This is a genomic window from Dietzia timorensis, assembly GCF_001659785.1.
GTDB lineage: Bacteria > Actinomycetota > Actinomycetes > Mycobacteriales > Mycobacteriaceae > Dietzia > Dietzia timorensis.
Map to the genome: position 1 here is coordinate 1,870,793 of NZ_CP015961.1, position 25,530 is coordinate 1,896,322.

The 25,530-nt window shown below is 65.8% G+C and carries 22 protein-coding genes; 1 reads left to right on the plus strand and 21 read right to left on the minus strand.

The features are described 5' to 3' along the window. Positions 1 to 12: 12 nt before the first annotated feature. The 20 genes from mihF to BJL86_RS08640 all read right to left on the minus strand — a co-directional run bounded on the left by mihF (position 13) and on the right by BJL86_RS08640 (position 22,009). Positions 13 to 336 carry an integration host factor, actinobacterial type gene (gene mihF / locus BJL86_RS08545; RefSeq protein ID WP_067471040.1) on the minus strand — a complete coding sequence of 108 codons (324 nt, stop codon included), beginning with the start codon at positions 334 to 336 and terminating at the stop codon, positions 13 to 15. 214 nt (positions 337 to 550) lie between these two features. Continuing rightward, positions 551 to 1,426 carry an orotidine-5'-phosphate decarboxylase gene (gene pyrF / locus BJL86_RS08550; RefSeq protein ID WP_067471038.1) on the minus strand — a complete coding sequence of 292 codons (876 nt, stop codon included), beginning with the start codon at positions 1,424 to 1,426 and terminating at the stop codon, positions 551 to 553. Continuing rightward, positions 1,423 to 4,788: a carbamoyl-phosphate synthase large subunit gene (gene carB, locus BJL86_RS08555; RefSeq protein ID WP_067471036.1), complete on the minus strand. Its 3,366-nt coding sequence runs from the start codon at positions 4,786 to 4,788 to the stop codon at positions 1,423 to 1,425. The genes pyrF and carB overlap by 4 nt, the downstream gene beginning before the upstream one ends. Then, complete coding sequence (carA, locus tag BJL86_RS08560; RefSeq protein WP_067471034.1) at positions 4,789 to 6,000, minus strand: glutamine-hydrolyzing carbamoyl-phosphate synthase small subunit; 1,212 nt, start codon at positions 5,998 to 6,000, stop codon at positions 4,789 to 4,791. Next, entirely contained in the window at positions 5,997 to 6,494 is a 498-nt protein-coding gene (locus BJL86_RS08565) for a PH-like domain-containing protein (RefSeq protein ID WP_067471032.1), read from the minus strand. Before BJL86_RS08565 ends, carA begins: the two co-directional genes overlap by 4 nt. Beyond that, positions 6,491 to 7,813, minus strand: coding sequence for a dihydroorotase (locus BJL86_RS08570; RefSeq protein WP_067471030.1), 1,323 nt, complete (start codon positions 7,811 to 7,813; stop codon positions 6,491 to 6,493). The genes BJL86_RS08565 and BJL86_RS08570 overlap by 4 nt, the downstream gene beginning before the upstream one ends. Beyond that, a complete protein-coding gene (locus BJL86_RS08575) occupies positions 7,814 to 8,752 on the minus strand; it encodes an aspartate carbamoyltransferase catalytic subunit (protein ID WP_067471028.1) in 939 nt (312 codons plus the stop codon). Further along, positions 8,749 to 9,333, minus strand: coding sequence for a bifunctional pyr operon transcriptional regulator/uracil phosphoribosyltransferase PyrR (pyrR, locus tag BJL86_RS08580; RefSeq protein ID WP_462675113.1), 585 nt, complete (start codon positions 9,331 to 9,333; stop codon positions 8,749 to 8,751). Before pyrR ends, BJL86_RS08575 begins: the two co-directional genes overlap by 4 nt. Positions 9,334 to 9,417: 84 nt before the next feature. After that, a complete protein-coding gene (gene nusB / locus BJL86_RS08585) occupies positions 9,418 to 10,008 on the minus strand; it encodes a transcription antitermination factor NusB (RefSeq protein WP_067471026.1) in 591 nt (196 codons plus the stop codon). Positions 10,009 to 10,010: 2 nt separating this feature from the next. After that, positions 10,011 to 10,574, minus strand: a complete 564-nt coding sequence (efp, locus tag BJL86_RS08590; RefSeq protein WP_067471024.1) for an elongation factor P — start codon at positions 10,572 to 10,574, stop codon at positions 10,011 to 10,013. A gap of 61 nt (positions 10,575 to 10,635) precedes the next feature. Continuing rightward, entirely contained in the window at positions 10,636 to 11,757 is a 1,122-nt protein-coding gene (locus BJL86_RS08595) for a M24 family metallopeptidase (protein WP_067471022.1), read from the minus strand. Further along, complete coding sequence (gene aroB, locus BJL86_RS08600) at positions 11,754 to 12,875, minus strand: 3-dehydroquinate synthase (protein WP_067471019.1); 1,122 nt, start codon at positions 12,873 to 12,875, stop codon at positions 11,754 to 11,756. Before aroB ends, BJL86_RS08595 begins: the two co-directional genes overlap by 4 nt. 10 nt (positions 12,876 to 12,885) lie before the next feature. Then, the gene (locus tag BJL86_RS08605) at positions 12,886 to 13,479 is read right to left on the minus strand and encodes a shikimate kinase (RefSeq protein ID WP_067471017.1); all 594 of its coding nucleotides are present in this window, start codon (positions 13,477 to 13,479) and stop codon (positions 12,886 to 12,888) included. Between the two features lie 20 nt (positions 13,480 to 13,499). Continuing rightward, positions 13,500 to 14,708: a chorismate synthase gene (gene aroC / locus BJL86_RS08610; RefSeq protein WP_067471334.1), complete on the minus strand. Its 1,209-nt coding sequence runs from the start codon at positions 14,706 to 14,708 to the stop codon at positions 13,500 to 13,502. 46 nt (positions 14,709 to 14,754) lie between these two features. Then, positions 14,755 to 15,219, minus strand: a complete 465-nt coding sequence (locus BJL86_RS08615) for a prepilin peptidase (protein WP_082908275.1) — start codon at positions 15,217 to 15,219, stop codon at positions 14,755 to 14,757. 39 nt (positions 15,220 to 15,258) lie between these two features. Then, the gene (locus BJL86_RS08620) at positions 15,259 to 16,101 is read right to left on the minus strand and encodes a shikimate dehydrogenase (RefSeq protein WP_067471015.1); all 843 of its coding nucleotides are present in this window, start codon (positions 16,099 to 16,101) and stop codon (positions 15,259 to 15,261) included. A gap of 4 nt (positions 16,102 to 16,105) precedes the next feature. Continuing rightward, a complete protein-coding gene (locus tag BJL86_RS08625; RefSeq protein WP_067471013.1) occupies positions 16,106 to 17,275 on the minus strand; it encodes an endolytic transglycosylase MltG in 1,170 nt (389 codons plus the stop codon). Positions 17,276 to 17,340: 65 nt separating this feature from the next. After that, positions 17,341 to 17,817: a Holliday junction resolvase RuvX gene (gene ruvX, locus BJL86_RS08630; RefSeq protein WP_067471011.1), complete on the minus strand. Its 477-nt coding sequence runs from the start codon at positions 17,815 to 17,817 to the stop codon at positions 17,341 to 17,343. A 6-nt stretch (positions 17,818 to 17,823) separates the two neighbouring features. Further along, complete coding sequence (gene alaS, locus BJL86_RS08635) at positions 17,824 to 20,484, minus strand: alanine--tRNA ligase (RefSeq protein WP_067471009.1); 2,661 nt, start codon at positions 20,482 to 20,484, stop codon at positions 17,824 to 17,826. Between the two features lie 109 nt (positions 20,485 to 20,593). Beyond that, entirely contained in the window at positions 20,594 to 22,009 is a 1,416-nt protein-coding gene (locus BJL86_RS08640; protein WP_067471330.1) for a replication-associated recombination protein A, read from the minus strand. 219 nt (positions 22,010 to 22,228) lie between these two features. Between BJL86_RS08640 and BJL86_RS08645 the strand changes: the two genes are divergently transcribed. After that, positions 22,229 to 23,569: an alkaline phosphatase family protein gene (locus BJL86_RS08645; RefSeq protein WP_082908274.1), complete on the plus strand. Its 1,341-nt coding sequence runs from the start codon at positions 22,229 to 22,231 to the stop codon at positions 23,567 to 23,569. 104 nt (positions 23,570 to 23,673) lie between these two features. Here the strand turns inward: BJL86_RS08645 and aspS are convergent, their stop codons facing one another. Then, entirely contained in the window at positions 23,674 to 25,488 is a 1,815-nt protein-coding gene (gene aspS, locus BJL86_RS08650; RefSeq protein ID WP_067471007.1) for an aspartate--tRNA ligase, read from the minus strand. Between the last annotated feature and the right edge of the window lie 42 nt (positions 25,489 to 25,530).

Genomic DNA, 25,530 nt, shown 5'->3' on the forward strand with positions numbered 1-25,530 from the left:
TGTGGACGAGTCTTAGTCGACCTCGAAGTCGAAGTGCTCCAGGAGGGCGCGACGCTGACGATCGCCGAGGCCGCGGAGGCGGCGCGTCGGGGCGATCTCGAGGGTCTGCATGATCTCCTGTGCCTTGACCTTGCCAACCTTCGGGAGAGCCTCGAGAAGGGCGGACACCTTCATCTTGCCGAGGATCTCATCGGTCTCGGCGTCTTTGAGCACCTGCTTCAGGTCGGTACCGCCTCGCTTCAGGCTCTCTTTGAGCTCCTTGCGGGCGCGACGGGCAGCAGCCGCCTTCTCCAAAGCGGCAGCGCGCTCTTCTGGGGTCAGCTGGGGAAGGGCCACAATTCCTCCGTAAGTTCGAGTGATTCGTTCGTTGTCGTTGATGTGCGACTGCCAACGGTAAGGCATGCACACCGGTCAAAGTTAATCGCCCCTGGCAATGATGCGAAGCATTTCCCGCCAAGCGGCGGAAAAGCGCTTCTGCCGGGAACCGAAACAACTTCGTCGGGGTACACGGTACCTGGCAAATCAAGATTTACCAGGAGAAAGCCGCGGGTTAGTCGGAATTTCCCAACTGGGAAAGTTCTTTTATGACGCCGGACGTGGCGGCTCTCAACTTCTCCACATCCGGCCCCTCGCTCAAAACGCTGCGGGAGACGTTGATCATCGCGGCGTCCAGATTCGACCCGCATACACGCCGCACGTCCGACGGCGTGCCTCCCTGTGCTCCGAAGCCCGGGACCAGCAGCGGACCGTGTTCCGAACCCACTTGCGGGGGGTTTTTGACCGTCGCTCCGAGTACCAGTCCAAACGAAGGGTCGGAGCCTCCGCGCACCGCCAGATTCTGTTGCCGCACCTCGTCCGCAACCGCCTGTGCCACCGTGCTCTCTCCCCCTCTTTCTGAGGGGCTCGTGAGAGTTGCGTTCTGCAGATTCACGGCTTCCGGATTGGACGTGGCGGCGAGGATGTAGAGCCCCTTGCCCGTGTCGGCGGCGAGGTCGAAGGCTGGCGCGAGGGCACCGACACCGAGGTACGGAGACAAGGTCAGCGCGTCGCAATAGAACGGTGCGTCCGCCCCGAGCCACGCCCGCGCGTAGGCCGCGAGCGTGGAACCGATGTCGCCTCGCTTGGCGTCGGCAATGACGAGTGCACCCGTGTCGCGGGCGCGCTCACATACCTCCTCGAGAACGGCCATTCCCGCCGAACCGTAGGCTTCGAAGAAAGCGACCTGCGGTTTGATGGACGCCGCCAGATCCCCGGCCGCCTCGAGAACGCGCAGAGAGAACTCCCTCGCTCCCCCGGCGTCATCGGCGAGACCCCACTGGGCGAGGAGGTTCGGGTGCGGGTCGATCCCCAGGCACAGCGAGCCGCGCGTGGCGACCGCGTCCCGTACTCTCCTGCCGTAGGGCTCTACGGTTGTCGAGGCGCTCATCGGTCGGCGGATCCGATCGAGTGGAGCTCCTGGAGTGGGCTCACGCCCGCTTCACCGCGTTGCATGGCCTCGATGCCCTGCACGCACGCGGTAACCGCCTGCACCGTCGTCATGCATGGGACTTTGCGGCTGATGGCGGCAGAGCGGATCTCGTGGCCGTCTGCGCGGTTGGCTCCGGTGTTGGCGGGGATGTTGATGACCAGGTCGACCTCGTCGTTGTTGATGTAGTCGATGATCGTGGGCTTCGGGTTGCCGTCCTCATCGAGGGGTGCCGAACCCGATTCGGTCAGTTTGGTCACGACGGTGCACTCGATACCGTGGCGGCGCAACATGAGCGCGGTTCCCTCCGTGGCGAGCACGGTGAAGCCGATGTCGGCGAGCCGCTTCGCGGGGAACAGCACGGACCGCTTCTCGGTATTGGCGACCGAGACGAAGACGCTGCCCGACAACGGAAGGGAGCCCTCGGCGGAGAGCTGGCCCTTGGCGAAGGCGATGGCGAAGTCCGAGGCGATTCCCATGACCTCGCCAGTCGACTTCATCTCCGGGCTCAGAAGCGAGTCGACAATCCGGCCTGACGGCGTGCGGAAGCGGTTGAACGGGAGCACCGCCTCCTTCACAGCGACCGGCGCGTCGACGGAGATGGAGCCGCCGTCGCTGGACTGTGGCAATGTGCCGTCGGCCTTGAGGTCGGCGATCGACTCGCCCATCATGATCCGCGAACACGCCTTGGCCATCTGCACGCCCGTGGCCTTGGACACGAACGGTACCGTTCGGGAGGCGCGAGGGTTCGCCTCGAGTACGTAGAGGATGTCGTCCTTGAGCGCGTACTGCACGTTCATCAGGCCGCGCACCCCGATGCCCTTGGCGAGGGCCTCGGTCGATTTGCGCACGCGGTCGATGTCCTCGCGTCCCAGGGTGATCGGCGGGAGCGCGCACGCCGAGTCGCCGGAGTGGATGCCGGCCTCCTCGATGTGCTCCATCACGCCGCCGAGGTACATCTCGGTGCCGTCGTAGAGCGCGTCGACGTCGATCTCGATGGCGTCGGAGAGAAAGCGGTCCACGAGTACAGGGTGGTCCGGGCTCAGATCGGTGGCCCGGTCGATGTAGGACTCGAGCGAGGCCTCGTCGAACACGATCTCCATGCCGCGTCCTCCGAGAACGTAGGACGGGCGGACGAGGACCGGGTAGCCGATCCGCGCCGCGATGTCCTTCGCCTCGTTATAGGAGATCGCCGTGCCGAATGCAGGGGCGGGGAGACCGGCACCGGTGAGGACCTCGCCGAACTCGCGGCGGTCCTCGGCGAGGTCGATCGCCTCGGGAAGGGTGCCGCGGATGGGCACGCCCGCCTCCTGCAACGCTGCGGCGAGCCCCAGCGGGGTCTGGCCACCGAGCTGCACGAGCACACCCTCGACAGTTCCGGACTCGGTTTCCGCGTAGTAGACCTCGAGCACGTCCTCGAGCGTGAGCGGCTCGAAGTACAGGCGGTCCGCGGTGTCATAGTCGGTGGATACCGTCTCCGGGTTGCAGTTGACCATGACCGTCTCGTATCCCTTGGCCGACAGCGTTTGCGCGGCGTGAACACACGAGTAGTCGAACTCGATTCCCTGGCCGATGCGGTTCGGGCCCGAGCCGAGAATGATGACCTTCGGCCGCTCGGTCTGCGCCTCGACCTCGGTTTCGGCGGCGGGGTCGAGCTCGTAGGTCGAGTAGTGATAGGGCGTTTTAGCCTCGAATTCGGCTGCGCACGTGTCGACGGTCTTGTACACGGGACGGATACCGAGACGGTGGCGAAGCTGGCGCACCCCGTCGGCGCCGGCGAACTCCGGGCGCAGCGCGGCGATCTGTGCGTCGGACAGCCCGTTGTGCTTGGCAAATCGCAGCAGGTCCTCGTCGAGAACGGGGGCGTCGAGCAGAGCCGCGCGCAGCTCGATGAGATAGGCGATTTCCTCGAGGAACCACGGATCGATCCCCGACGCTTCGTGAACCTGTTCGACGCTCGCTCCGAGACGGAGAGCGAGCTCGCAGTCGTAGATGCGTCCCTCAGTCGGCGTCCGAAGGTCGTCGAGCACGGCGGCGACATCGGTGGAGCGGCCCGGCGCCACCCGCTCGTCGTCGAGCGTCCAGAAGCCGGATGGCTTGGTCTCCAGCGAGCGGAGAACCTTGCCGAGCGCCTCGCGGAAGTTACGTCCGATGGACATGGCTTCGCCGACGGACTTCATGGTGGTGGTGAGTGTGTCGTCCGCACCGGGGAACTTCTCGAACGCGAAGCGCGGGGCCTTGACCACGACGTAGTCGAGAGTTGGCTCGAAGCACGCGGGAGTCTCTCCGGTGATGTCGTTGTCGATCTCGTCGAGCGTGTAGCCCACGGCGAGCTTCGCGGCGATCTTGGCGATCGGGAAGCCGGTCGCCTTGGACGCCAGGGCCGACGAGCGGGACACGCGAGGGTTCATCTCGATGACGACGAGGCGGCCGTCGGTGGGATTGATGGCGAACTGGATGTTGCAGCCACCCGTGGCGACGCCGACCTCCCGCAGAATGTCGATTCCGACGTCACGCATGCGCTGGTACTCGCGGTCGGTGAGGGTCATCGACGGGGCTACGGTCACCGAATCGCCGGTGTGGACGCCGAGTGCATCGACATTCTCGATGGAGCAGACGATGACGACGTTGTCCTTGCCGTCACGCATGAGCTCGAGCTCGTACTCCTTCCAGCCGAGGATCGACTCCTCGATGAGCACGTTGGCCGTCGGCGACGCGGCGAGACCGCCGCCGGCGATCCGTTCGAGGTCATCATTGGTGTACGCGAGGCCGGATCCGAGCCCGCCCATCGTGAACGAAGGCCGGACAACGACGGGCAGTCCGAGTTCGGCAACCGAATCGTAGACCTCGTCCATCGTGTAGCACACGCGCGAACGGGCGGATTCGCCTCCGACCTTGGCGACGATGTCCTTGAACGTCTGGCGGTCCTCGCCGCGATTGATCGCGGGAATATCCGCGCCGATGAGTTCGACGCCGTGCTTGGCGAGAATCCCCTTGGCATCGAGCTGCATTGCTGCATTGAGCGCCGTCTGGCCGCCGAGTGTCGCGAGAACAGCGTCTACTGGCGTGCCCTCCTCGGCCTCCTTGGCGAAGACCTTGTCGATGAACTCGGGCGTGATCGGTTCGATGTAGGTGTGGTCGGCGAACTCGGGGTCGGTCATGATCGTCGCCGGGTTCGAGTTGACCAGCGTGACGCGGATTCCCTCTTCGCGTAGCACGCGGCAGGCCTGGGTGCCGGAGTAGTCGAACTCGCATGCCTGTCCGATGACGATCGGCCCGGAGCCGATGACCAGGACGTGCTTGATGTCTTCACGACGTGGCATTTACTGGGCCGCCTTTCCGGTTCCGGTCGCACCCTTGCGGCCGGACATGAGATCGAAGAACTTGTCGAACAGGTCGGAGGCGTCGTGCGGTCCCGCCGCGGCCTCCGGGTGGTACTGCACCGAGAAGGCGCTGCCGTCGGCGAGCGCGACGCCCTCGACGACGTCGTCGTTCGCGCACACGTGGGTGACCTTCGCCTTACCGAACGGCGAATCCCACTCGCCGCCCTCGGGCGACTTGAGCGCGAAGCCATGATTCTGCGAGGTGATGGCGACCTTTCCGGTCGCGAGTTCCTTGACCGGAACGTTGATGCCGCGGTGTCCGAACTGCATCTTGTAGGTGTCGAGGCCGAGCGCGCGGCCGAGGATCTGGTTGCCGAAGCAGATGCCGAAGAACGGGATCTTCTCCCCCAGCACCTTCGCGGTGAGCTCGACCGCTGCGTCCGCCGTGGCCGGGTCGCCCGGGCCGTTGGACAAGAACACGCCGTCGGGATTGATCGCCTTGATGTCGTCGAGGGTGGCATCGTGCGGCAGCACGTGAACCTCGATGCCGCGCTGCGCGAGCATGCGGGGCGTGTTCGACTTGATGCCGAGGTCCAGCGCCGCAACGCGAAGCTTCGACTCCTTCGGGGCGACCACATAGGCCGAGGTCGTCGACACCTCGGCGGAGAGGTTTGCGCCGGCCATCGATTCCTGGCCGCGGACCTTCTCCAGCAGCGCCTCGGTGTCATTGCCGGTGAGCGCTTCGCCGGAGAAGATCCCTGCCTTCATCGAACCGTGGTCGCGGAGTCGGCGCACGATGGCGCGGGTATCCACGCTGCTGATACCGACGATGCCCTGCTCGGCGAGCTCCGATTCGAGGGTGCGCTCCGAGCGCCAATTAGATGCCCGGCGGGAGCTGTCGCGGATCACGAAGCCCGAAACCCACACCTTGCCTGACGAATCGGTGGCGCCATCGACGCGTGATTCGCCGTCCTCGGAGTTCCAACCGGTGTTACCGATTTGCGGGGCCGTCGCGACGACGATCTGCCTGCAGTACGAGGGGTCCGTCAGCGTCTCCTGGTAACCGGACATGCCGGTGGTGAACACCGCCTCGCCGAGCGTTTCGCCCTGCGCGCCGTAGGTGAAGCCGCGATGAATGCTGCCGTCTTCGAGTACCAATACGGCCGGATCGGGGATCAAGCCACCGCCCGGTGCCTGCGTGAGGCTGCTCATTTGCTCTCCTTCAATGCCGTCCAAGCCGAGTAATTGTCTTTATCATCCGCGCGGAAGCCGGTGTCGATGTCGATGGGATCACCGTTGCCTTCCGCGGTCCAGGTGAATACGAGGATTCCCTTGCCGGGCACGACCTTGTTCGCGATGCGCGAATCGGTGCGAACAGCGCGTAGGTCCGCGTCGGGGATCCAGATCTGCCCGCCGTCAAGGTTGAGCAGGATGCCTTCCGGGTAGGCGATGAGGTCGCCCGCGCTGCGGAATCCCAGCGGTTCCTGCACGACACGGTCCTGCCAGTGCCCGGCGGTCGTCGAACCCACGTACACACCGCTGAGCGGTTCAAGCGTCGGTTCGCCGAGGGCGGCCGGCACGGTGGGAAGCGTGCCGAGCACGCCGGCCTGCGCCTTCTTCCGCTTGGTCCAGCCCTTCCACATGAGCAGCGCCGCGATGACGACGATGATGGCCGCGATGATCGCGGTCCAGGTGTTCTGGGTCATCGGTTCTGCTCCCCTTCGTTCTCGCGCTGATGAGTGACCTTGCCGCGGAGGATCGTCGTCGACACCGCGGCCTGGAAGGTCATTCCCGCGTACGGGGTGTTTTCCGAGAGGCTCTGCAGACCGTCCGGTGTCACGGTCCATTCGCGCTTATCGTCGATGACGGCGATGTTGGCGGGTTCGCCCACCTCGAGGGGCCTGCCCTGATCGGCGAGTCCGGCGATCTGTGCCGGGCGCTCGCTCATGACTCGGCTGACCCATCGCCAGTCGCACTCGCCGGATTCGACGAAAAGCTGCGCCACGATGGGCAGCGCCGTCTCGAGCCCGAGCATTCCGGGGCGCGCCTGTGCGAACTCGCAGCATTTCTCCTGGCTGGCGTGGGGAGCGTGATCAGTGGCGACGCAGTCGACCACTCCGTCCTTGAGCGCCCGGCGCAGTGCTTCCGCGTCGCTGGATTCGCGCAGAGGCGGATTGACGCGAAAGACGCCGTCGTAGGTGTCGAGTTTCGAGTCATCGAGGATGAGGTGGTGCGGCGTCACTTCTGCAGTGATGTCGACTCCCTGCGCCTTTGCCCATTTGAGTAGTTCCACGGTCCCCGCCGTCGAGGCGTGGCAGATGTGCACTCGCGCTCCGGCGTCACGCGCCAGCAGCGCGTCGCGCGCGACGATGGATTCCTCGGCAGCACGAGGCCACCCGGCGAGGCCGAGCCGAGCCGCATTCGGGCCCTCGTGCGCGACCGCGCCGACGGTAAGCCGCGGCTCCTCGGCATGCTGGGCGATGAGAACACCGAGCGAGGCCGAGTACTCGAGAGCGCGCCGCATGATCATGGGCTCGTGCACGCATTTGCCGTCGTCGGAGAAGATCTTCACCTTCCCCTCTCCGGCCGCCATCTGCCCCATTTCGGCGAGCTGGGCGCCTTCGAGCCCGACGGTGACCGCGCCGACCGGATGCACATCGCACAACCCGACATCCCGGCCGATGCGGTACACCGAATCGGTGATCGTCTGGTTGTCGGCGACCGGCTGCGTGTTCGCCATCGCGAAGACGGCCGTGTAGCCGCCGCTCGCCGCGGCGCGGGAGCCGGACTCGATGGTCTCGGTATCCTCCCGGCCGGGCTCGCGCAGGTGGGTATGCATGTCGACAAAGCCCGGGAGCGCGACCTGCCCACTGCGATCGACGACGGTGGCGTCCTCCGCGGCGAGGCCCGGACCGATCTCGGTGATCACACCCGCGTCGATGCGCACATCGACCGCGTCGCCCTCGCCGTAGAGGCGGACCCCCTTGAGCAGGAGCGAATTATTGTCTGCGTTCTGTTGAGTCACTTACGCGTTTCCTTCCGAGTGGACCAGCGAGCGCAGAAGTACCGCCATGCGTAGGTGGATACCGTTGGTCACTTGGTCGAGCACGGCTGACGACGGGGCGTCGGCAACCGAGAAACCGATCTCCATTCCCCGCACCATCGGACCGGGGTGTAGCACGGCCGCATGCGAGGGAAGCCGAGCCGCTCGCGCCGCGGACAGACCGTAGCGCACGGCGTATTCGCGGGGCGAGGGAAAGAACCCGCCGTTCATGCGTTCGCCCTGCACGCGCAGCATCATGATCGCGTCGGCGTCGACGAGCTCGGCGTCTAGGTCGTCGCTCATCCGCACCGGCCACGTGTCGACCCCGACCGGCTGCAGCGTGCGCGGCGCGACGAGCACGACCTCGGCGCCGAGGGTGTCGAGGAGGATCGCGTTCGATCGGGCCACGCGCGAATGCAGAATGTCGCCGACGATGACGACCTTGCGCCCGGCGAACCCGCCGAGCTTCTCGCGGATCGTCATCGCGTCGAGCAGTGCCTGGGTCGGGTGTTCGTGCATCCCATCGCCCGCGTTGACGATGGTCGTGCGTGTGCCCTCGGCGGCCATCCAGCCGGCGAGCTGCTGCGCGGCCCCGGACGCGGGATGGCGGACGATGAGCATGTCCGCGCCGATGGAGGATAGAGTGAGCGCGGTATCGCGGAGCGACTCGCCCTTCGATACCGAGGACGTGGACGCCGATACGTTGATGACGTCGGCCGACAGCCATTTCCCGGCTGTCTCGAAGGAGACGCGGGTGCGCGTGGAGTTCTCGTAGAACATCGTCATGATGGTTCGGCCGCGCAGCGTGGGAAGTTTGCGTACCTCTCGGCCTAGCAGCGAATCCTTGAGTTCGCCGGCCTCGTCGAGGAGGGCGTGGATCTCGTCGGCGTTCAGGTCCGCGGCGGAAAGCAGGTTCCTCACTTGGACTCCCCTTCCGCCTCGGCGCTGCCGCGATCGAGCAGAACGGCGTCGGCGCCGTCGGTCTCTTCGAGCGTCACCGACACGTCCTCGTGGCGCGCGGTGGGGACGTTCTTGCCGACATAGTCGGCGCGGATGGGAAGTTCGCGGTGGCCGCGGTCGACAAGCACTGCAAGCTGAACCCTGTCTGGCCTGCCGACGTCGCGAAGCGCGTCGAGCGCGGCGCGGACCGTGCGGCCCGAATAGAGGACGTCGTCGACGAGGATCACCGTGCGAGCATCGATACCCGTCTTCGGCATGGTCGTCCTACCGGCGGCACGCAGCGGGCGAGAATGGATGTCGTCGCGATACAGGGTGATATCGAGAACGCCGACGGGCGGATTGGCCCCGGAGAAATCGGCTATGCGCTGCGCGAGCCTGCGCGCGAGTGGTTCGCCGCGCGTGGGAATGCCGAGCAACACGGGCAGCGAATCCGTGTCGGGGCTGAGCTCCGTGCGCTCGATGATCTGATGAGCAAGCCTGGAAATCGTGCGTGAGAGGTCCTGCGCGGACATCAGTTCCACGTCACCATTCACCGGCCTCACCTCCTTGTCCGCCTCACGGGACGGCTTGTTAAAGGAATTGATGCGGTTGAAGTCGACGCTGGCGAACCAGCAATTACGAGATTATCAGGCGTCCGACGTCGGTGTGTCGCCGTCCCCGTCCGACATCGGAGAATCGACGTTGTCCGAGTGGGCATCGGAGTGCTCCGCGCCGGACTCGTCCATCGCGGCGACGGCGGCCTCGGCGGCCTTGATGTGGTCGGCCAACCCGGCGATCTGGTCAAGCACGGCGTTGACGTAGGCCATCGACTTTTCTGCTGCGATGTCCGCCGTCAGAAGTACCGCCTGATCGATGATCGTGGCTCGCGGCGTCTCGGCGGGGCCGTACAGCAGTTCCCAGGCGCCGACACGAAGGATCGCGCGGTCCACCGCGGGGATGCGGTCGAGTACCCATCCATCGAGGTGGTCGGAGATCGCGTCGTCGATCGTGGAGCGGTGCTCGTCGACGCCCTCGACGATGGACCGCGCGAACGGCGAGACCTCACCGATCTCGGCGTTGAGCGCGCCGAGCTCCTGCCGCTCCTGGGCGAGCTCGGTCGCATTGACGGAACGCATTTCCGCCTCGAACAGCAGCGATGCCGCGCGCCGCCGGGAACGGAAACGTGTGCCCCGGCGGCGATAGGGGTCGGCCGAAGGGCCGTGTGCGGGCTCGGCCATTCTTAGTCGTTCACCCGGCTCAGGTAGCTGCCGTCACGCGTGTCGATGCGCAGCTTGTCGCCCGTGTTGATGAACAGCGGGACCTGTACCTCGGCGCCGGTCTCGAGAGTGGCCGGCTTGGTGCCGCCGGTGGAGCGGTCGCCCTGCAGGCCCGGGTCGGTCTGCTCGACCACGAGGTTCACCGCGACCGGCATCTCGGCGAATAGCGGCAGGCCCTCGTGCATGGACACCTGCACGGTCTCGTTCTCGAGGAGGAAGCGGGCGCCGTCGCCCATCACGGTCGGGGTGACGTTGAGCTGATCGAACGTCTCCGAATCCATGAGCACGTAGTCCTCGCCATCGCGGTACAGGTATTGCATGTCACGGCGATCGACGGTGGCCGTCTCGACCTTGACGCCCGCGTTGTAGGTCTTGTCGATGGTCTTGCCGGAGACGACGTTCTTCTGCTTCGTCCTTACGAATGCGGGGCCCTTGCCCGGCTTGACGTGCTGGAACTCGACGATCTGCCAGAGTTCGTTGTCCTCCTTGAGAACGAGCCCGTTCTTGAAATCGGCGGTTGACGCCATATGTCTCTCCTAGCTCTTGCCAATTGTGTCTGCTGTTGTCTAGTTCATGTGCTCGCGGCCGCTACAGCTCGAGCAGTTCCTTCGAGGTGGTGGTCAGTACGCGCGGCGCACCGTCTGTCACCACCATGGTGTCCTCGATACGCACGCCGCCGCGACCGGGAAGGTAGATGCCCGGCTCGACGGTCACCACGTCGCCGCGCAATAGTGTACTGCTGCTGGACTGAGATAACCCAGGCGATTCATGAACGTCCAGGCCAACGCCATGACCGAGCGAATGCCCGAAGTACTCGCCGAAGCCCGCGTCGGAAATCACCTCACGCGCCGCCGAGTCTGCGTCCTTGCAGGTAGTGCCGTCGATGACGGCGGACGTGCCGGCCCTCTGTGCGGCGAGGGTGACCTCGTAGATCTCTCTTTGCCAGTCGCCGAGCGTGCCGATCCCCACCGTGCGCGTGCAGTCCGAGGCGTATCCGAACACGTATGCGCCGAAGTCCACGACCACCAAGTCGCCGGAAGCGAGCTCGCGGTCGCCGGCGTGATAGTGCGGGAGCGCGCCGTTGGGGCCGGATCCGACGATGGTATCGAAGGAAACGCCGTCCGAGCCTGCCTGTCGCATGTGCCACTCGAGATCGGCGGCAACCTGGCGCTCCGTGCGTCCCGCCGTGATCTGGCCTGCCTCGACCAGTGCGGTCCACGCCTCGTCGGCGACCGTGCATGCCCGAGCGATGATCTCGACCTCGACGTCATCCTTGATGCGCCGTGCCTGCTCGACGTGGCCCCCGGCGGAATGGAATTCGATGCCGTGGGCGAGCGCTGCGAACTCGTCGCGTAATCCGGCGAGTTGGGCGACGGTGAGGTTCGCATCGTCGATGCCGACGAGACCACCGCGGGTGCCGAGCGCCGCGGAGACGACGCTTCCCGCGTAGTTGCTGGTAATTTCCACCTCGACGCCCGGATCGAGCTCGGTCTTGACCTGCTCGGCGTAGCGGCTGTCCGTGGCGAAGAAGGTTTGCCCGTCGGTGGCGAGGAACGCAGTGCCGGCGGAGCCGCTGAAACCCGTGAGGTACCGGACGTTGTTCAGGTCGGTGATGAGCAGGCCGTCGAAGTTCTCACCGTCGGAATCTTTGGCGAGGTGCTCGAGGACACGCGCGCGGCGGGCGGCGAAGTCGGGAGTCGCGGTGCTCATAGGAAGATTCCTCCCCCACTGGTGGTGTGCCCCTCGCTGATCGCGGAATAGGCCGCCGCCATGAGGGTGGGATCCGGGCCTTCGAGGCGGCTCGGCTTGGCGAGGCCGTCGATAACGACGAAGCGCAGCATGCCGGAGTGGTTCTTCTTATCGCCCTGCATCAACTCGAGCAGGCGCGAGAATGCGCCCTCGTCGTAGCCGGTGGGAAGCCCGACGAGCTTGAGGACCGCCGCGTGGCGGTCCGCGGTCGCGTCGTCGAGACGGCCCGCGAGCCTGGACAGTTCCGCCACGAAGCACATCCCGACGGCGACGGCCGCGCCGTGTCGCCAGCGGTAGCTCTCGCGCCGCTCGATGGCGTGTCCGAGGGTGTGTCCGTAATTGAGGATCTCGCGCAGATCCGACTCCTTGAGATCCTTACCGACGACGTCGGCCTTCACCTGCACGCTGCGACGGATGAGCTCGACCATTGTCTCGCCCTCCGGGTCGAGCGCAGCCTTGGGATCACGCTCAATGATGTCGAGGATCTCGGGGTCCGCGATGAAGCCGCACTTGATCACCTCTGCCATGCCCGAGACGATCTCGTTGGGAGGGACCGTGGCCAGCGTCGCGGTGTCGACGAGCACGGCGGTGGGCTCGTGGAAGACACCGACGAGGTTCTTGCCTGCATCGGTGTTGATCCCGGTCTTACCGCCGACAGCGGCGTCGACCATGCCGAGCAGAGTGGTCGGTACCTGTACGACGTTGACTCCGCGCATCCACGTCGCCGCGACGAACCCGGCGAGGTCGGTGGCTGCACCGCCGCCCAGGCCGATGACGGTGTCCCGGCGGCCAAGCCCGATCTGTCCGAGAACGTCCCAGCAGTAGCCGGCGACCGTGAGATCCTTGCCATTCTCCGCGTCTGGGATCTCGAGGCGATGGGCTTCGTATCCGGACTCTTCGAGAGCCTCTCGGAGACCCTCGGCGGTTTCGGCGAGCGGTGGCTGATAGATGATTGCGACGCGATGCGATGCCCCGCAGGCCTTGATGATCTCCGGCAGCAGTCCCCGGCCGATGGTCACGGTATAAGGATGGGCGGATTCGACTCGAACCTGTACCGGTTCATCTGCGCGCTCTGTCAACGCCTACTCCTCATGTGTGTTTGTCGTCATTCGATTCTTCTGCGAGTTCCGTCGCCAACACCGGGTCGAGGAACTCGACGAGCTCTCTCACCACTTTGCCAGTGCTGCGTCGTTCGGTTGAAACGGAGATGGTCGAGACCTCTTTGTAGAGGGGCGCCCTGTCGGTGTGGAGCTGCTGATACCGGGCGAGCACGTCGGAACCCGCGAGCAGAGGCCGATTCCCGCCTCCGCTGCGGCGCGAACCCTCGGCAACACCGATCGTCAGATGGACGACGGTGAAATCGTGGAGCCGTGTGCGGGTTGCCTCCCGCATGATCGCGCCCCCTCCGAGGGACACGACGCCTGTGGCCGAAGCGAGGGTCTCGGCGACGATGCGCTCTTCGGTATCGCGGAAATAGCCCTCTCCCCGCGAGGAGAAAATTTCCGGGATTGAGCTGTGCTGGTCGACCTCGATGAGATGGTCGGTGTCCGCGAAAGGTACGCCGAGGGTCTTGGCGAGCCGCTTGCCGACGGTCGTCTTGCCGGAGCCCGGCATTCCGATGACGACGTACGGTTCCGGCCACCGCGAGCCGTCGCGTCTCGCAATCGAACGTGGTGAGGACATGGCGTGGAGGTTTCTGCCCACTACTCTTCGCCGAATGCGAGGCGCTCGGACACGCGCTCCCGGTATGCCTCGAAGTTACGGCGGGTCTCGGCGATCGAATCGCCTCCGAACTTCGCGAGCACGGCGCGGGCAACAACGCAGGCCACCGCGGCCTCGGCCACGACACCGGCCGCGGGAACCGCGCATACATCGGAGCGCTGGTGGATCGCCGACGCCTTCGACCCATCGGACATGTCCACCGTCGACAACGCGCGCGGCACCGTCGAAATCGGCTTCATCGCTGCGCGTACCCGCAGTTGTTGTCCGTTGGTCATTCCACCTTCGAGACCACCGGCACGGTTTGTCGAGCGCGTCACCCCTGAATCATCGACGTAGATCTCATCGTGTGCCTGGGAGCCGCGGCGGCGGGCGGTGGTGAAGCCGTCGCCGACCTCGACGCCCTTGATGGCCTGAATTCCCATGAGCTCGCCGGCGAGCTGAGAATCGAGGCGCTCGGGGCCCGAGATGTGCGATCCCAGGCCGATTGGTAGGGCATCGACGATGACCTCGACGACGCCGCCCAGGGTGTCGCCGGCCTTCTTCGCGGCCTCGATTCGGGAGATCATGTCCGTCTCGGCCTCCGAGCCGAAGGCGCGTACGGGGCTGTCGTCGATCGCGGCGAGATCGGAAGGTTCGGGAGTCGGTCCCTCGTAGGGCGCGGACTCGCCGATGGAGATGACGTGGGAGATGACCTCCGTGCCGAACAATTCACGCAGGAAGTTCCGCGCGATCGTGCCGCAGACGACGCGAGATGCGGTCTCGCGCGCGCTCGCGCGTTCGAGGACCATGCGGGCGTCGTCGAAGTCGTACTTGAGCATTCCGGCGTAGTCGGCGTGCCCAGGGCGTGGTCGAGTGAGCTTTGCCGCACGTGCCTGATCGGAGATCTCCGCGGGATCGATCGGATCGGCGGACATGATCTGCTCCCACTTGGGCCACTCGGTATTGCCGATCTCGATGGCGATGGGCGAGCCGATCGTCTTGCCGTGGCGAATACCGGTGAGCAGACGCAACGCGTCCTGCTCGAACTTCATCCGGGCGCCGCGCCCATAGCCGAGCTTGCGACGGCCGAGTTGGGTAGCGATATCTTCGCGCACGATGCCGACGCCGGCGACCATGCCTTCGACCATGGCCACCAGTGACTGGCCGTGCGATTCTCCTGCAGTAGTCCACTTGAGCACGGGGTCAAGTATCCCACGAACCCCCGTACGAGGGCGATTCGGGTAGTTGGGTCGATTTCTATCCGCCGAGCGCTGTCGCCAGAACCGCGCAGCCCACCATGGACGGCCCGTGCGCAACATAACGTGGGCCCCTCCCCGCGAGGAGAACGATACCGATCACCGCTGTGATGGCGAACGGTCCGATGCCCACGACAACGATGCCGTCGACTTCCCCGATTCCGCCGAGCGCGCCGACGGCCGGGGCGATGCGAAGGTCTCCGCCCCCGAGGTGATGCGGGGCGAGCAATCGCAACGTGAAATAGAGTGCGGCGAGGGCGAGCGCCCCGCAGGCTGCGAATACAAGCACCGAAGGCCCCGGAACATCACCAACGGCATGCGCTCCCACCGCGATCGCCGATACGGCAATGCCCGCGAGCTGGAGCCGCACCGGAATCCTTCGGTGCCGAAGATCGACGAGGGTAACGAGCAGTGCCCACGGGACAACGAACGTAAAGGTTGCAAGGGCCGCGCCGTCGATGTGCACGTGGCGAGGATATAGCGCTGACGGAAAATGGTGGGGGCGCTACCTGCTAGAACGCTCCTCTAGGGCGTTCCGCAAAGCCAGCCGCATTGCTTCGGCAGGTGCAGCTTCTTCGGTGAACAACTCGAACTGTCCGAGCGCTTGTCCGAGCAGCATCGTGTCGCCGCCGACGACCTTTCCGCCTCCGGCGAGTACTGCGGCTCCCAACGGGGTGGGCCACGGGTGGTAGAGCGCGTCGACGAGCCGCGCGGCGGGACGGACGAGTTCGGTGAGTTCCAGGGCTCCCGTTTCGGGAATCGTGTTGACGACGAGGTCTGTGGATTCGATGAGAGCCGGGAGTTCGGGATCGGTGAGGCGAACGTCCCTCGCCTCGACGCCGAACCGTGCCGCGCACTCCAGCGCTCCGCCGGCGGTGGGGCGCCTCGTCGCGATGATGATCGACGCGCCCGGAATTCGTGCGATTGCCGCGATGAACGGCCGCGCGGTGCCTCCGGCCCCCAGTAGAACGATAGTCGGGCTCGGCGGTAGATCTTCGTGAGCCGATAGTGCCGCGAACGCGCCGTCGATGTCGGTGCAATCCGCGAGCCAGCCGGCGCCGGTGCGGACGAGAGTGTTGGCGGAGTCGACGAGCCGTGCGCGTTCGGTGACCTCGTCGGCGAACGCGAGCGCCTCGGGCTTGCCGGGCATGGTGACCGAGAATCCGCGGTATTCATCCTCGGCCGAACCGACGATGCCGGCGAGCGCACCTTCGGGGCAACGAATCGCCTCGTAGCTCCAGGCGGCAAGGCTCAACGCCTCATACCCTGCGGTATGCAGGATCGGTGAGAGCGAATGGGCGACGGGGTCTCCCAGCACTGCCGCTTTCGCAGCTGTGGAATCCGCCATGCGATCAGCGACCGCTGGACAGCACGCCCGAGTCTACCGCGGCCTGCTGATTGGCAAGGTGCTGGTTGTAATCCTCGGTGAATTCAGTGGTGCCGTCGACGTTGACGGTGACGAAATAGAGCCAGGGCCCGGGCTCGGGGTTCTCCATCGCGCTGATCGCTTCCATGGAAGGGCTCGCGATCGGACCGTACGGCAGTCCGTCCTTGGCGTAGGTATTCCATGGGTTCTCTTCGCCGCGGGCGTCATCGGTCGTCGCGACTTCCTGGTCGTCCTGGGTGTAGTTGACCGTCGAGTCGAACTGCAGGCGCATGGGCTCGGCCAGGCGGTTGAGGATGACGGTGGCGACCTTGCCGTAGTCGGCGGCACCGGCCTCGTGCTGGATGAGCGAGGCCGCCGTCACCAATTCGTACGGGGTGATGTTGATGTTCGCGGCCGACTGCACGAGGCCGGATTCCTCGTATTGTGCGGTGGAAGAATCGATGAGCTCACGCCAGATCTCCTCCGCCGAACCCGTCGGGTCGAAGTCGTGGTTGCCCGAGGACAGCAGGCCCTCGAGGCGGCGGGACGGGTCGGGCGCGTTGGAGACCTCGTTGATCGCCCACTCGGGTACACCGAGCGCCGCAGGGTCCGCGGTTTCCGCGACCTGTCGGAATTCCTCCGCGCTCTTGCACTGGGGCGCCTCGTTGGCATCTTCGGCCCGGAGACAGGAAGCCTCGGACATGAGTGTGTAGATTCCCTGGGCACCGGGTCCACCGACGACGGTGGTGTCCTTGAGCCGAGAACCGGCCGGAACCTGCAACCAGCCGACACGGGAATTCGGGTCGGCGAGCAATGCCGCGGCGACCGAGCCCTTCATCTCCTCGCGCAGCTGGTAATAGCCCGGCTGAAGTCCGCCTAGCGCCGTGTTGAGGTTTGCCGCCTCATTGAAAGCCTGCGCCGACTTGACGACGTTGAGGTTTTCGAGTTCTTCGCCGACCTCGCCCAGGGATTCGCCCTCCGAGACGCGGAGCATCACCGTGCCCTCGCCTTGTCCGTCGTAATCCGCCGCGGAGCTCCCGCTGTTGCCGCTCCGGTAGACCAGCAATGCGGCCGCCAGAAGTACGCCGATCAACGCGGCGATCAACAGCGCGCGAATCGGCCCTGCGGTACGGGCTGCTCCGTTTGACTTAGACATCGGGTCCCTAACGTGTCAGCGAAACTCGGATGAAAATTCTTCTGGGAGTTTAACCTGTGTTGCTCTCAGGGCAGTGCGTCCGGTGCGGCGCGCTGCGAATCTATCCAGCTTTGCAAAATGGCCACGGCAGCGGCCTGGTCGATAATCGAACGCTGCTTTTTCGCATTCTTGCCCGCCGAGCGCAGTTGCCCGGTCGCCTGAACAGTGCTCAAGCGCTCATCGGAGGTGAACAGCTCAATCCCTTCGGGCAGAAGCGTCTCCAGCTGCTCGCAGAAAGACCTCGCCATCTCGGTGGACTGCGTGTGCCGCCCTGCAAGGCTTGCCGGTATGCCCACGACCACGGCGACCGCGTCGTATTCGTGCGCGAGCTCGAGCACCCGGGCGATCTCCTTGCCCCACTGCGCCGCCTCGTTCTCGGGCCCGTCGCTCACGTGGAGTGTCTCCACCGGAGTGGCGAGAATGCTGTCCGGATCCGAGGCGGCGATTCCGATACGGGCAAGGCCCACATCGATGCCGAGACGTCGGCCTCTGCTCAATGCCACCGGCCGCTACCCCTGTAGAGCCGAACGCAGCCGGCTGGTCGCCGCGCCGATGCCGTCCGGGTTCGTGCCGGCGCCCTGTGCCATGTCGGGCTTGCCGCCGCCGCGGCCGCCGAGAGGCTCGGCGATCGCCTTGACGAGGTCGCCGGCCTTGAGCCCCGTGTCCTGCGCGGCCTTGGTCACGCCGAGAACGAATGGCACCTTGTCGCCGTCCTTCGCGGTGAGGAAGACGACGCCCGGCTCCGACCCCAGGCGGCCCTTGAGGTCCTGCGCAAGCTGTCGCAGGTCGCCGGCCGAGGTGCCCTCGGGAACCGTCTCTGAAACCAGCAAGAGTTCCCCGACCCGTTCTGCCTTGTCGACAAGCTGTCCGGCGTTGGCGGCCAACTGAGCCGAGCGCAGTGAGTTGATCTCCTTTTCGGCGTTCTTGAGCCTGTCGGACAGCGAATCGACGCGGTCCTGGACCTGATCGGCCGGCGCCTTGAGCGCGGTAGCCAGACCCGACAACACCGCGCGCTCGCGTGCCTGGTGCCGGAACGCGTCCATTCCGACGTAGGCCTCGACGCGCCGCACACCGGAACCGACCGAGGACTCCCCGAGGAACACCACGGGCCCGATCTGGGCGCTCGAGGAGACGTGGGTGCCGCCGCAGAGCTCGATCGAGAACGGTCCGCCGATTTCGACGACGCGAACCTCGTCGCCGTAGTTTTCGCCGAACAAAGCCATGGCGCCCATGTTCTTCGCCTTCTTCAGCGAGGTTTCGATGGTGTTGACCTCGTGGTCGGCGTCGATGGCGGAGTTTGTCAGCTCCTCGATCTGGGCGAGCACGTCCGAGGGGACGGCGTCCGTCGAGGAGAAGTCGAATCGCAGGTAGCCCGGACGGTTGAGCGATCCCGCCTGCACGGCGTCATCCCCGAGGATCTGACGCAGTGCCGCGTGGACCATGTGGGTTCCAGAGTGAGCCTGATTGGCGCCCTTGCGCCACAGGGGATTGACCTCGGCGGCGGCGGATTGGCCGAGTTCGAGGCCCCCGCTGGTGACGGTTGCGCGGTGAACCCACAACCGCTTGCCGATCTTCTGGACGTCGCCGACCTCGACGCGGGCGCCCGAGTCCGTGGTGATGAGTCCGCGGTCGCCGAGCTGACCGCCGGCCTCCGCATAGAACGGGGTGCGGTCGAGAATGATCTCCACCGAATCGCCTTCGGCGACCTCGTTGACCGCTTCGCCGTCGCGCACCAGGCCGACGACCTCCCCCTCGCCGGTGAGCTCGTCGTAGCCGAGGAAACGGGTGTCACCGAGATCGAGGAACGGGCGATAGACGCTGAGGTCGGCGTGAGCGTGCTTCTTCGACTTGGAGTCTGCCTTGGCGCGTGCCTTCTGCTCGGCCATGAGCTCGCGGAACCCGGCCTCATCGACCTCCAGACCCGCCTCGGCGGCCATCTCGAGGGTCAGGTCGAGCGGGAACCCGTGAGTGTCGTGCAGGGTGAACGCCTCGCTGCCGCTCAGCATCTTCCGGCCGGCGGATTTGGTGGACTCGGCGGTCCGCTCGAAAAGCGCTGTACCCGACTCGAGGGTCTTGAGGAATGCGGTCTCCTCGGCCACGGCGACCTTGGCGATCCGGTCGAACATGTCGACGGTCTCGGGGAAGGACGGACCGATCGAGTCACGGACCACCGCCATGAACTCGGCCATGGTCTCGCCTTCCGCGCCGAGCAGCCGGGCCGAGCGGACGATGCGGCGCAACAGGCGGCGGAGAATGTACCCGCGGCCCTCGTTGCCCGGCGTCACGCCGTCGGCGATGAGCATGTAGCCGGTGCGGGTGTGGTCGGCGATAACGCGGAAGCGGACGTCGTCTTCGTGGGTTCGGCCGTACACGGCGCCGGTGAGCTTTTCCGCGGTCTCGATTACGGGGCGAAGAAGATCGGTTTCGTAGACGTTCTCCACTCCTTGCAGGAGGAATGCGACGCGTTCGATGCCCATGCCGGTATCGATATTCTTCTTCGGCAGCGGACCGAGGATCTCGAAAGAGTCCTTGCCCGAGCCCTCGCCACGCTCGTTCTCCATGAACACGAGGTTCCAGATCTCGATGTAGCGGTCCTCGTCGGCCTCGGGCCCGCCCGGGGCGCCGTATTCGGGTCCGCGGTCGTAGAAGATTTCCGAGCACGGGCCGCAGGGACCGGGAACACCCATGGACCAGTAGTTATCGGCCATTCCTCGGCGCTGGATCCGCTCGGCCGGGATGCCGACCTTATCGCGCCAGATATCCGCCGCCTCGTCGTCGGTGAGGTAGACGGTGACCCAAAGGCGATCGGGGTCGATGCCGAAGCCTCCGTCGTCGACGGAGTCCGTGAGCAGCGACCACGCGTTGGTGATCGCGCCTTCCTTGAAGTAATCACCGAACGAGAAGTTGCCGGCCATCTGGAAGAACGTGTTGTGGCGGGTCGTGATCCCGACCTCGTCGATATCGAGGGTTCTCACGCACTTCTGGATCGACACCGCCGTGTCGAAGGGCGGGGTCTGCGCGCCGAGGAAGTACGGCTTGAAAGGCACCATGCCGGCGTTGACGAACAGCAGGTTCGGGTCATCCAACAGCAGCGACGCGCTCGGGACCTCGGTATGTCCGTTCTTCGTGAAGTGCTCGATGAAGCGACGACGAATCTCATGGGTCTGCACTGTGCTGCCTAACCTTCCCCGCATGCTGAACGTGTGGTGCGTGCTGCGGCTAAATCCTACAGTGGGAACCTGCGAGAACCGCCGTCCGGCATCGGGCGCTCGCCCGAGCTCACTTGCGGAACTTGCGAACGATCGCCCGAAGCTTTGCCACGCGGGTCGAAAGTTCCCGTTCGTGACCGTGTTCGGTGGGTGTGTAGTAGTCGCGACCGAGTAGCTCGTCCGGTGGGTACTGCTGCCCGACGACTCCCGGTGCGTAGTCGTGCGGATATTTGTAGCCGACACCGTGCCCAAGGCCCTTCGCGCCCTTGTAGTGGCCGTCGCGCAGCACCTTCGGCACCTGGCCGATGCGCCCGGCCTGCACATCGCCCATCGCCTCGTTGATCGCCTTGATCACGCCGTTCGATTTCGGCGCCGTCGCGAGGTGAATCGTCGCCTGCGCGAGCGCAATCCGGCACTCGGGCATGCCAACCTTTTCCACGACGTGCGACGCCGCTGTCGCCGCCTGCAACGCTGTCGGGTCGGCCATCCCGATGTCCTCGGAGGCGTGCACCATGAGCCGCCGTGCGACGAACCGCGGATCTTCCCCCGCGACCAGCATCCGCGCGAGATAGTGCAGCGCGGCGTCAACATCCGAACCGCGAATCGACTTGATGAACGCACTGGTCACGTCGTAGTGCTGGTCGCCATCGCGGTCGTAACGCACCGGCGCCGCATCGAGGCTCGTCTCCACGTCCTCGGCCGTGATGGACTCCCCCCGAGCCGCCCCTGCCGCGGCTTCGAGGATGGTGAGCGAGCGACGAGCGTCTCCCCCGGCGAGCCTCACGATGTCGTCGCGCGCATCCTCGTCGAGACCCAGCCGGCCGCCCAATCCGCGCTCGTCGGACAACGCCCTGAGGATGACGTCGGAGATCGCGTCCTCACCCAGAGACTGCAATTCGGCGATCAGAGAACGCGACAGCAGAGGCGAGATGATCGAGAAGTGCGGATTCTCCGTCGTCGCTGCCACGAGGAGGACGATGCCGTTCTCCACTGCCGCGAGAAGGGCGTCCTGCTGCGATTTCGAAAAGCGGTGGACCTCGTCGATGAACAGTACGGTGCGCGTCCCGTGCGCGAGCCGGGTGCGAGCGGAATCGATGACGGCACGCACATCCTTGACGCCGGCGCTGAGTGCGCTGAGCGAGACGAAATGACGGTCGGAATCCGCGGCGACGAGCGAGGCGAGCGTGGTCTTGCCGGTTCCCGGAGGACCGAAAAGGATGAGCGAGCTGGCCCCGCGCCCCTCGACCAGGCGGCGCAGCGGGGAATTATCAGAGAGGAGATGGGACTGACCGAGTACCTCGTCCAGCGTGCGCGGCCGCATCCGCACAGCGAGCGGCGCGCCCGGATCCACCGGATCGGCGGCCGATGCCACACCGGCACGCGCCCGAGGCGCCGGTTCAGGTGCCCCTGCGTTGCTCGCTCCGGATTCGTCGACGGCGAAGAGTCCGACGGAATCGGCGGAATCGGCGCCGCGCGGGGTACTCATCTCCACCTCCGGAAAGTAGGACTGCTTCGCTCCACGCTAATCGTTTGCGCCGCCCGACGACATCTCGCACTCTGCGACGGCGCCGCTCCTTTTCACCGAATCGAGGGGTACTAGGTGAACATCTGACTAAACAATTGCTCATTCCATTGAGAACTCTCGCACGTTGAGCTTGGATTTCTATCGGCCTATGTCCCTACGAGACAGGATTCGACTCACTCAATGTGCGACCTTCATGATTGCGACCACGACCGTCAGGCGCGCGCCCAGCGGGCCTCCGCCTCACCGAACGAGGTGAACAGGCGCACGGCGCTGGGTCTGGGAGGTGCCGCCCTCGCCTCGCTCGGCCTGGTGCAATTTGCCGGGTCGTCCGCTCCGAAGGCATTCGCGGCGCCCGGCTCGTTGCCTGCCGAGGATCTCGATCTCATGGTCATCGTGTGCGACGGCATGCGCCCAGACGAACTCAACGCCGAACAAACACCTACGCTGTGGCGTTGGGCTTCTCAGGGTACGCGTTATTCGAACGCGAAGGCGCACATGATCGCCGAGACCCTCCCCAACCACACCGCGATGGTCACGGGAACCTTTCCGGACCGCAACGGGGTTCCGTCGAACAGCATTTGGGACCACGGAGCGGGCGACGAGCGCACGATGGACCGCTCGGACGACATCACATACCCGACCGTTCTCGAGCGCATTCGTAACGAGCGCGGCCTCACCACCGCCTCGGTCGTGAGCAAGGATTACCTCTACACGATCCTCGACGGCAAGGCCTCGGTCCACTGGACGCCCGGGCCGTTGCTGCCCGTGACCGATCACGCCCTCGACCACTTCACGATCGAAGCGCTCAAGGTCACGATCGACGATCACAGCCCGCGGTTCACCTTCGTCAATCTCGGTGACATCGATCGATTCGGCCACATGGATTTCAGCGGCACCTCGTGGCGCCTCGCCCGCAATCAGGCACTGTTCAACACCGACCACAAGCTGTGGGAGCTCGAGCAGTTCATGCGGGCAAACGGTTCGTGGGATCGCACCGCGATTCTCGTGCTCGCCGACCACTCGATGGATTGGTCCACCCCGTTCGATCTGGTGTCGGCCAAGGAGCTCACCGATCGGGATCCGGCTCTGCGAGGCCGCTTCGGGATCGCGCAGAACGGCGGCGCCGACACGTTCGCCTACCTTGGAGCCCCCGAGGGCAAGGACGCAGCGATCGCACGGCTTCGTGAGGTCGTTCTCGCCCACCCGGGTGTCAACAAGGTCTACACCGGGGACGAGCTCCGCCTCGGCGAGCGCGGCGGAGATCTCGTTGCGACGTGCAACCACGGGTGGCGCTTCTCCGACCCGACCCCGGTGTCGAATCCGATCCCGGGCAATCACGGCCACGAGGTCACCCTGCCGATACCGTTCTTCATCACAGGGGGGCACGCCTCGGTGCGTCGAGGTCAGGTCATCGACCGTCCGGTGACCACCCGGGATGTCGCCGCCACTGCGGCCCATGCGTTCGGGCTGTCGTGGCAGGACATGGATGCCTCCCCCGCCGCCGAGGCCTTCTCGTTCTAGCGCAGGACCGACACAACCCATAAATGACTGCGGAGGCGCGTGAACCCCCAGGGGGCCACGCGCCTCCGCCGTCATATGCGCCAATGGCGGGAGGAGGCCGGTGGCTACTTCGCCGTTTCTTCGCCGTCCGCCGCGCCTTCGGCCGGCTTCGGTCCGCGCGCCTTCGGCTTTGCGTCGATGCCGGACTCCTTGCGCTGTGCCGGGGTGATCGGCGCGGGTGCGTCGGTGAGCGGATCGACGCCGCCGCCGGACTTCGGGAACGCGATGACGTCGCGGATCGAATCGGTGCCCGCGAGCAACGAGCAGATCCGATCCCAGCCGAACGCGATTCCGCCGTGCGGCGGGGCGCCGTAGGACATCGCGTCGAGCAGGAAGCCGAACTTCTCCTGGGCGTCCTCTGCCGAAATGCCCATCACGCCGAACACGCGCTCCTGCACGTCCTGGCGGTGGATACGGATCGAACCGCCGCCGATCTCGTTGCCGTTGCACACGATGTCGTAGGCATAGGCGAGGGCGGAACCGGGATCGGTGTCGAACGTATCGAGGAATTCCGGTTTCGGTGAGGTGAAGGCGTGGTGCACGGCGGTCCACGCCGAGTTGCCGAGCGCGACGTCGCCCGAAGCTGTGGCCTCTTCGGCGGGCTCGAACATCGGTGCGTCGACGACCCAGGTGAACGCCCAGTCGCCCTCGCGAATGAGTCCGAGCTTCTCGGCGATGGCGCCGCGCGCCGCGCCGAGCAGGGCGCGCGAGGATTTCACGCCGCCGGCGCCGAAGAAGATGCAGTCGCCGGGCTTCGCGCCGACGTGCTCGGCGATACCCGCGCGCTCGGCGTCGGTGATGTTCTTCGCGACGGGGCCGGACAGCTCTCCGTCCTCGCCGACGAGGATATACGCCAGTCCCTTCGCACCGCGCTGCTTTGCCCATTCCTGCCACGCGTCGAGCTGGCGGCGCGGCTGCGAGGCGCCGCCTTCCATCACGACTGCGCCGACGTACGGCGCCTGGAACACGCGGAACGTCGTGTCCTTGAAGTACTCGGTGCACTCGACGAGCTCGATATCGAAACGCAGGTCGGGCTTATCGGAGCCGAAGCGGCGCATCGCCTCGTCGTAGGTGATCCGCGGGATCGGCGTGGTGATCTCGTAGCCGGCGGTCTTCCACACGTTCGCGAGGATGTCCTCGGCGAGGGCGATCACATCGTCCTGGTCGACGAAGCTCATCTCCACGTCGAGCTGGGTGAACTCGGGCTGGCGGTCGGCGCGGAAATCCTCGTCGCGATAGCAGCGCGCGATCTGGTAGTACCGCTCCATGCCGGACACCATGAGCAACTGTTTGAACAGCTGCGGCGACTGCGGGAGCGCGTAGAACGTGCCCGGCTGCAGGCGCGCCGGCACGAGGAAGTCGCGGGCGCCCTCGGGGGTCGAGCGGGTCAGCGTCGGCGTCTCGATCTCGACGAAATCATGCTCGCCGAGGACCTCGCGGGCGGCGGCGTTGACCTTCGAGCGCAGGCGCAGCGCCTTGCCGGGACCTTCGCGGCGCAGGTCGAGGTAGCGGTAGCGCAGGCGCGCCTCTTCGCCGACCTCGTCGTCGAGCTGGAACGGCAACGGAGCGGACTCGCCGAGCACCTCGAGCTTCTCGACGTTGATCTCGACGTCTCCCGACGGCAGGTTCGGGTTCTCCGAACCGGCGGGCCTGGTCTCGACGGTTCCGGTAACGAGGATGCAGTACTCCGAACGCAGGCGGTGCGCTGCGTCGGCGACATCCTCGTTGCGGAACACGACCTGGGCGATTCCGGTGGAGTCGCGGAGATCCACGAAGATCACGCCACCGTGGTCGCGGCGACGGGCCACCCAGCCGGCGAGGGTCACGGTGGTGCCCTCATCGCCGGCGCGCAGCTGTCCTGCCGAGTGGGTACGCAGCACGAGGCTTCCTTTCCTCACTCCCGCCGGCGCTCGTCCTGCCGG

What these genes read in the sequence shown, in the direction of transcription:
- carA (WP_067471034.1), bottom strand. Translation starts at nt 6,000, where the DNA reads ATGAGCAGCCTCACGCAGGCACCGGGCGGTGGCTTGATCCCCGATCCG.
- BJL86_RS08640 (WP_067471330.1), bottom strand. Translation starts at nt 22,009, where the DNA reads ATGAGTACCCCGCGCGGCGCCGATTCCGCCGATTCCGTCGGACTCTTC.
- efp (WP_067471024.1), bottom strand. Translation starts at nt 10,574, where the DNA reads ATGGCGTCAACCGCCGATTTCAAGAACGGGCTCGTTCTCAAGGAGGAC.
- BJL86_RS08605 (WP_067471017.1), bottom strand. Translation starts at nt 13,479, where the DNA reads ATGTCCTCACCACGTTCGATTGCGAGACGCGACGGCTCGCGGTGGCCG.
- BJL86_RS08620 (WP_067471015.1), bottom strand. Translation starts at nt 16,101, where the DNA reads ATGGCGGATTCCACAGCTGCGAAAGCGGCAGTGCTGGGAGACCCCGTC.
- nusB (WP_067471026.1), bottom strand. Translation starts at nt 10,008, where the DNA reads ATGGCCGAGCCCGCACACGGCCCTTCGGCCGACCCCTATCGCCGCCGG.
- BJL86_RS08625 (WP_067471013.1), bottom strand. Translation starts at nt 17,275, where the DNA reads ATGTCTAAGTCAAACGGAGCAGCCCGTACCGCAGGGCCGATTCGCGCG.
- BJL86_RS08595 (WP_067471022.1), bottom strand. Translation starts at nt 11,757, where the DNA reads ATGAGCACCGCGACTCCCGACTTCGCCGCCCGCCGCGCGCGTGTCCTC.
- carB (WP_067471036.1), bottom strand. Translation starts at nt 4,788, where the DNA reads ATGCCACGTCGTGAAGACATCAAGCACGTCCTGGTCATCGGCTCCGGG.
- pyrF (WP_067471038.1), bottom strand. Translation starts at nt 1,426, where the DNA reads ATGAGCGCCTCGACAACCGTAGAGCCCTACGGCAGGAGAGTACGGGAC.
- BJL86_RS08645 (WP_082908274.1), top strand. Translation starts at nt 22,229, where the DNA reads ATGTGCGACCTTCATGATTGCGACCACGACCGTCAGGCGCGCGCCCAG.
- BJL86_RS08565 (WP_067471032.1), bottom strand. Translation starts at nt 6,494, where the DNA reads ATGACCCAGAACACCTGGACCGCGATCATCGCGGCCATCATCGTCGTC.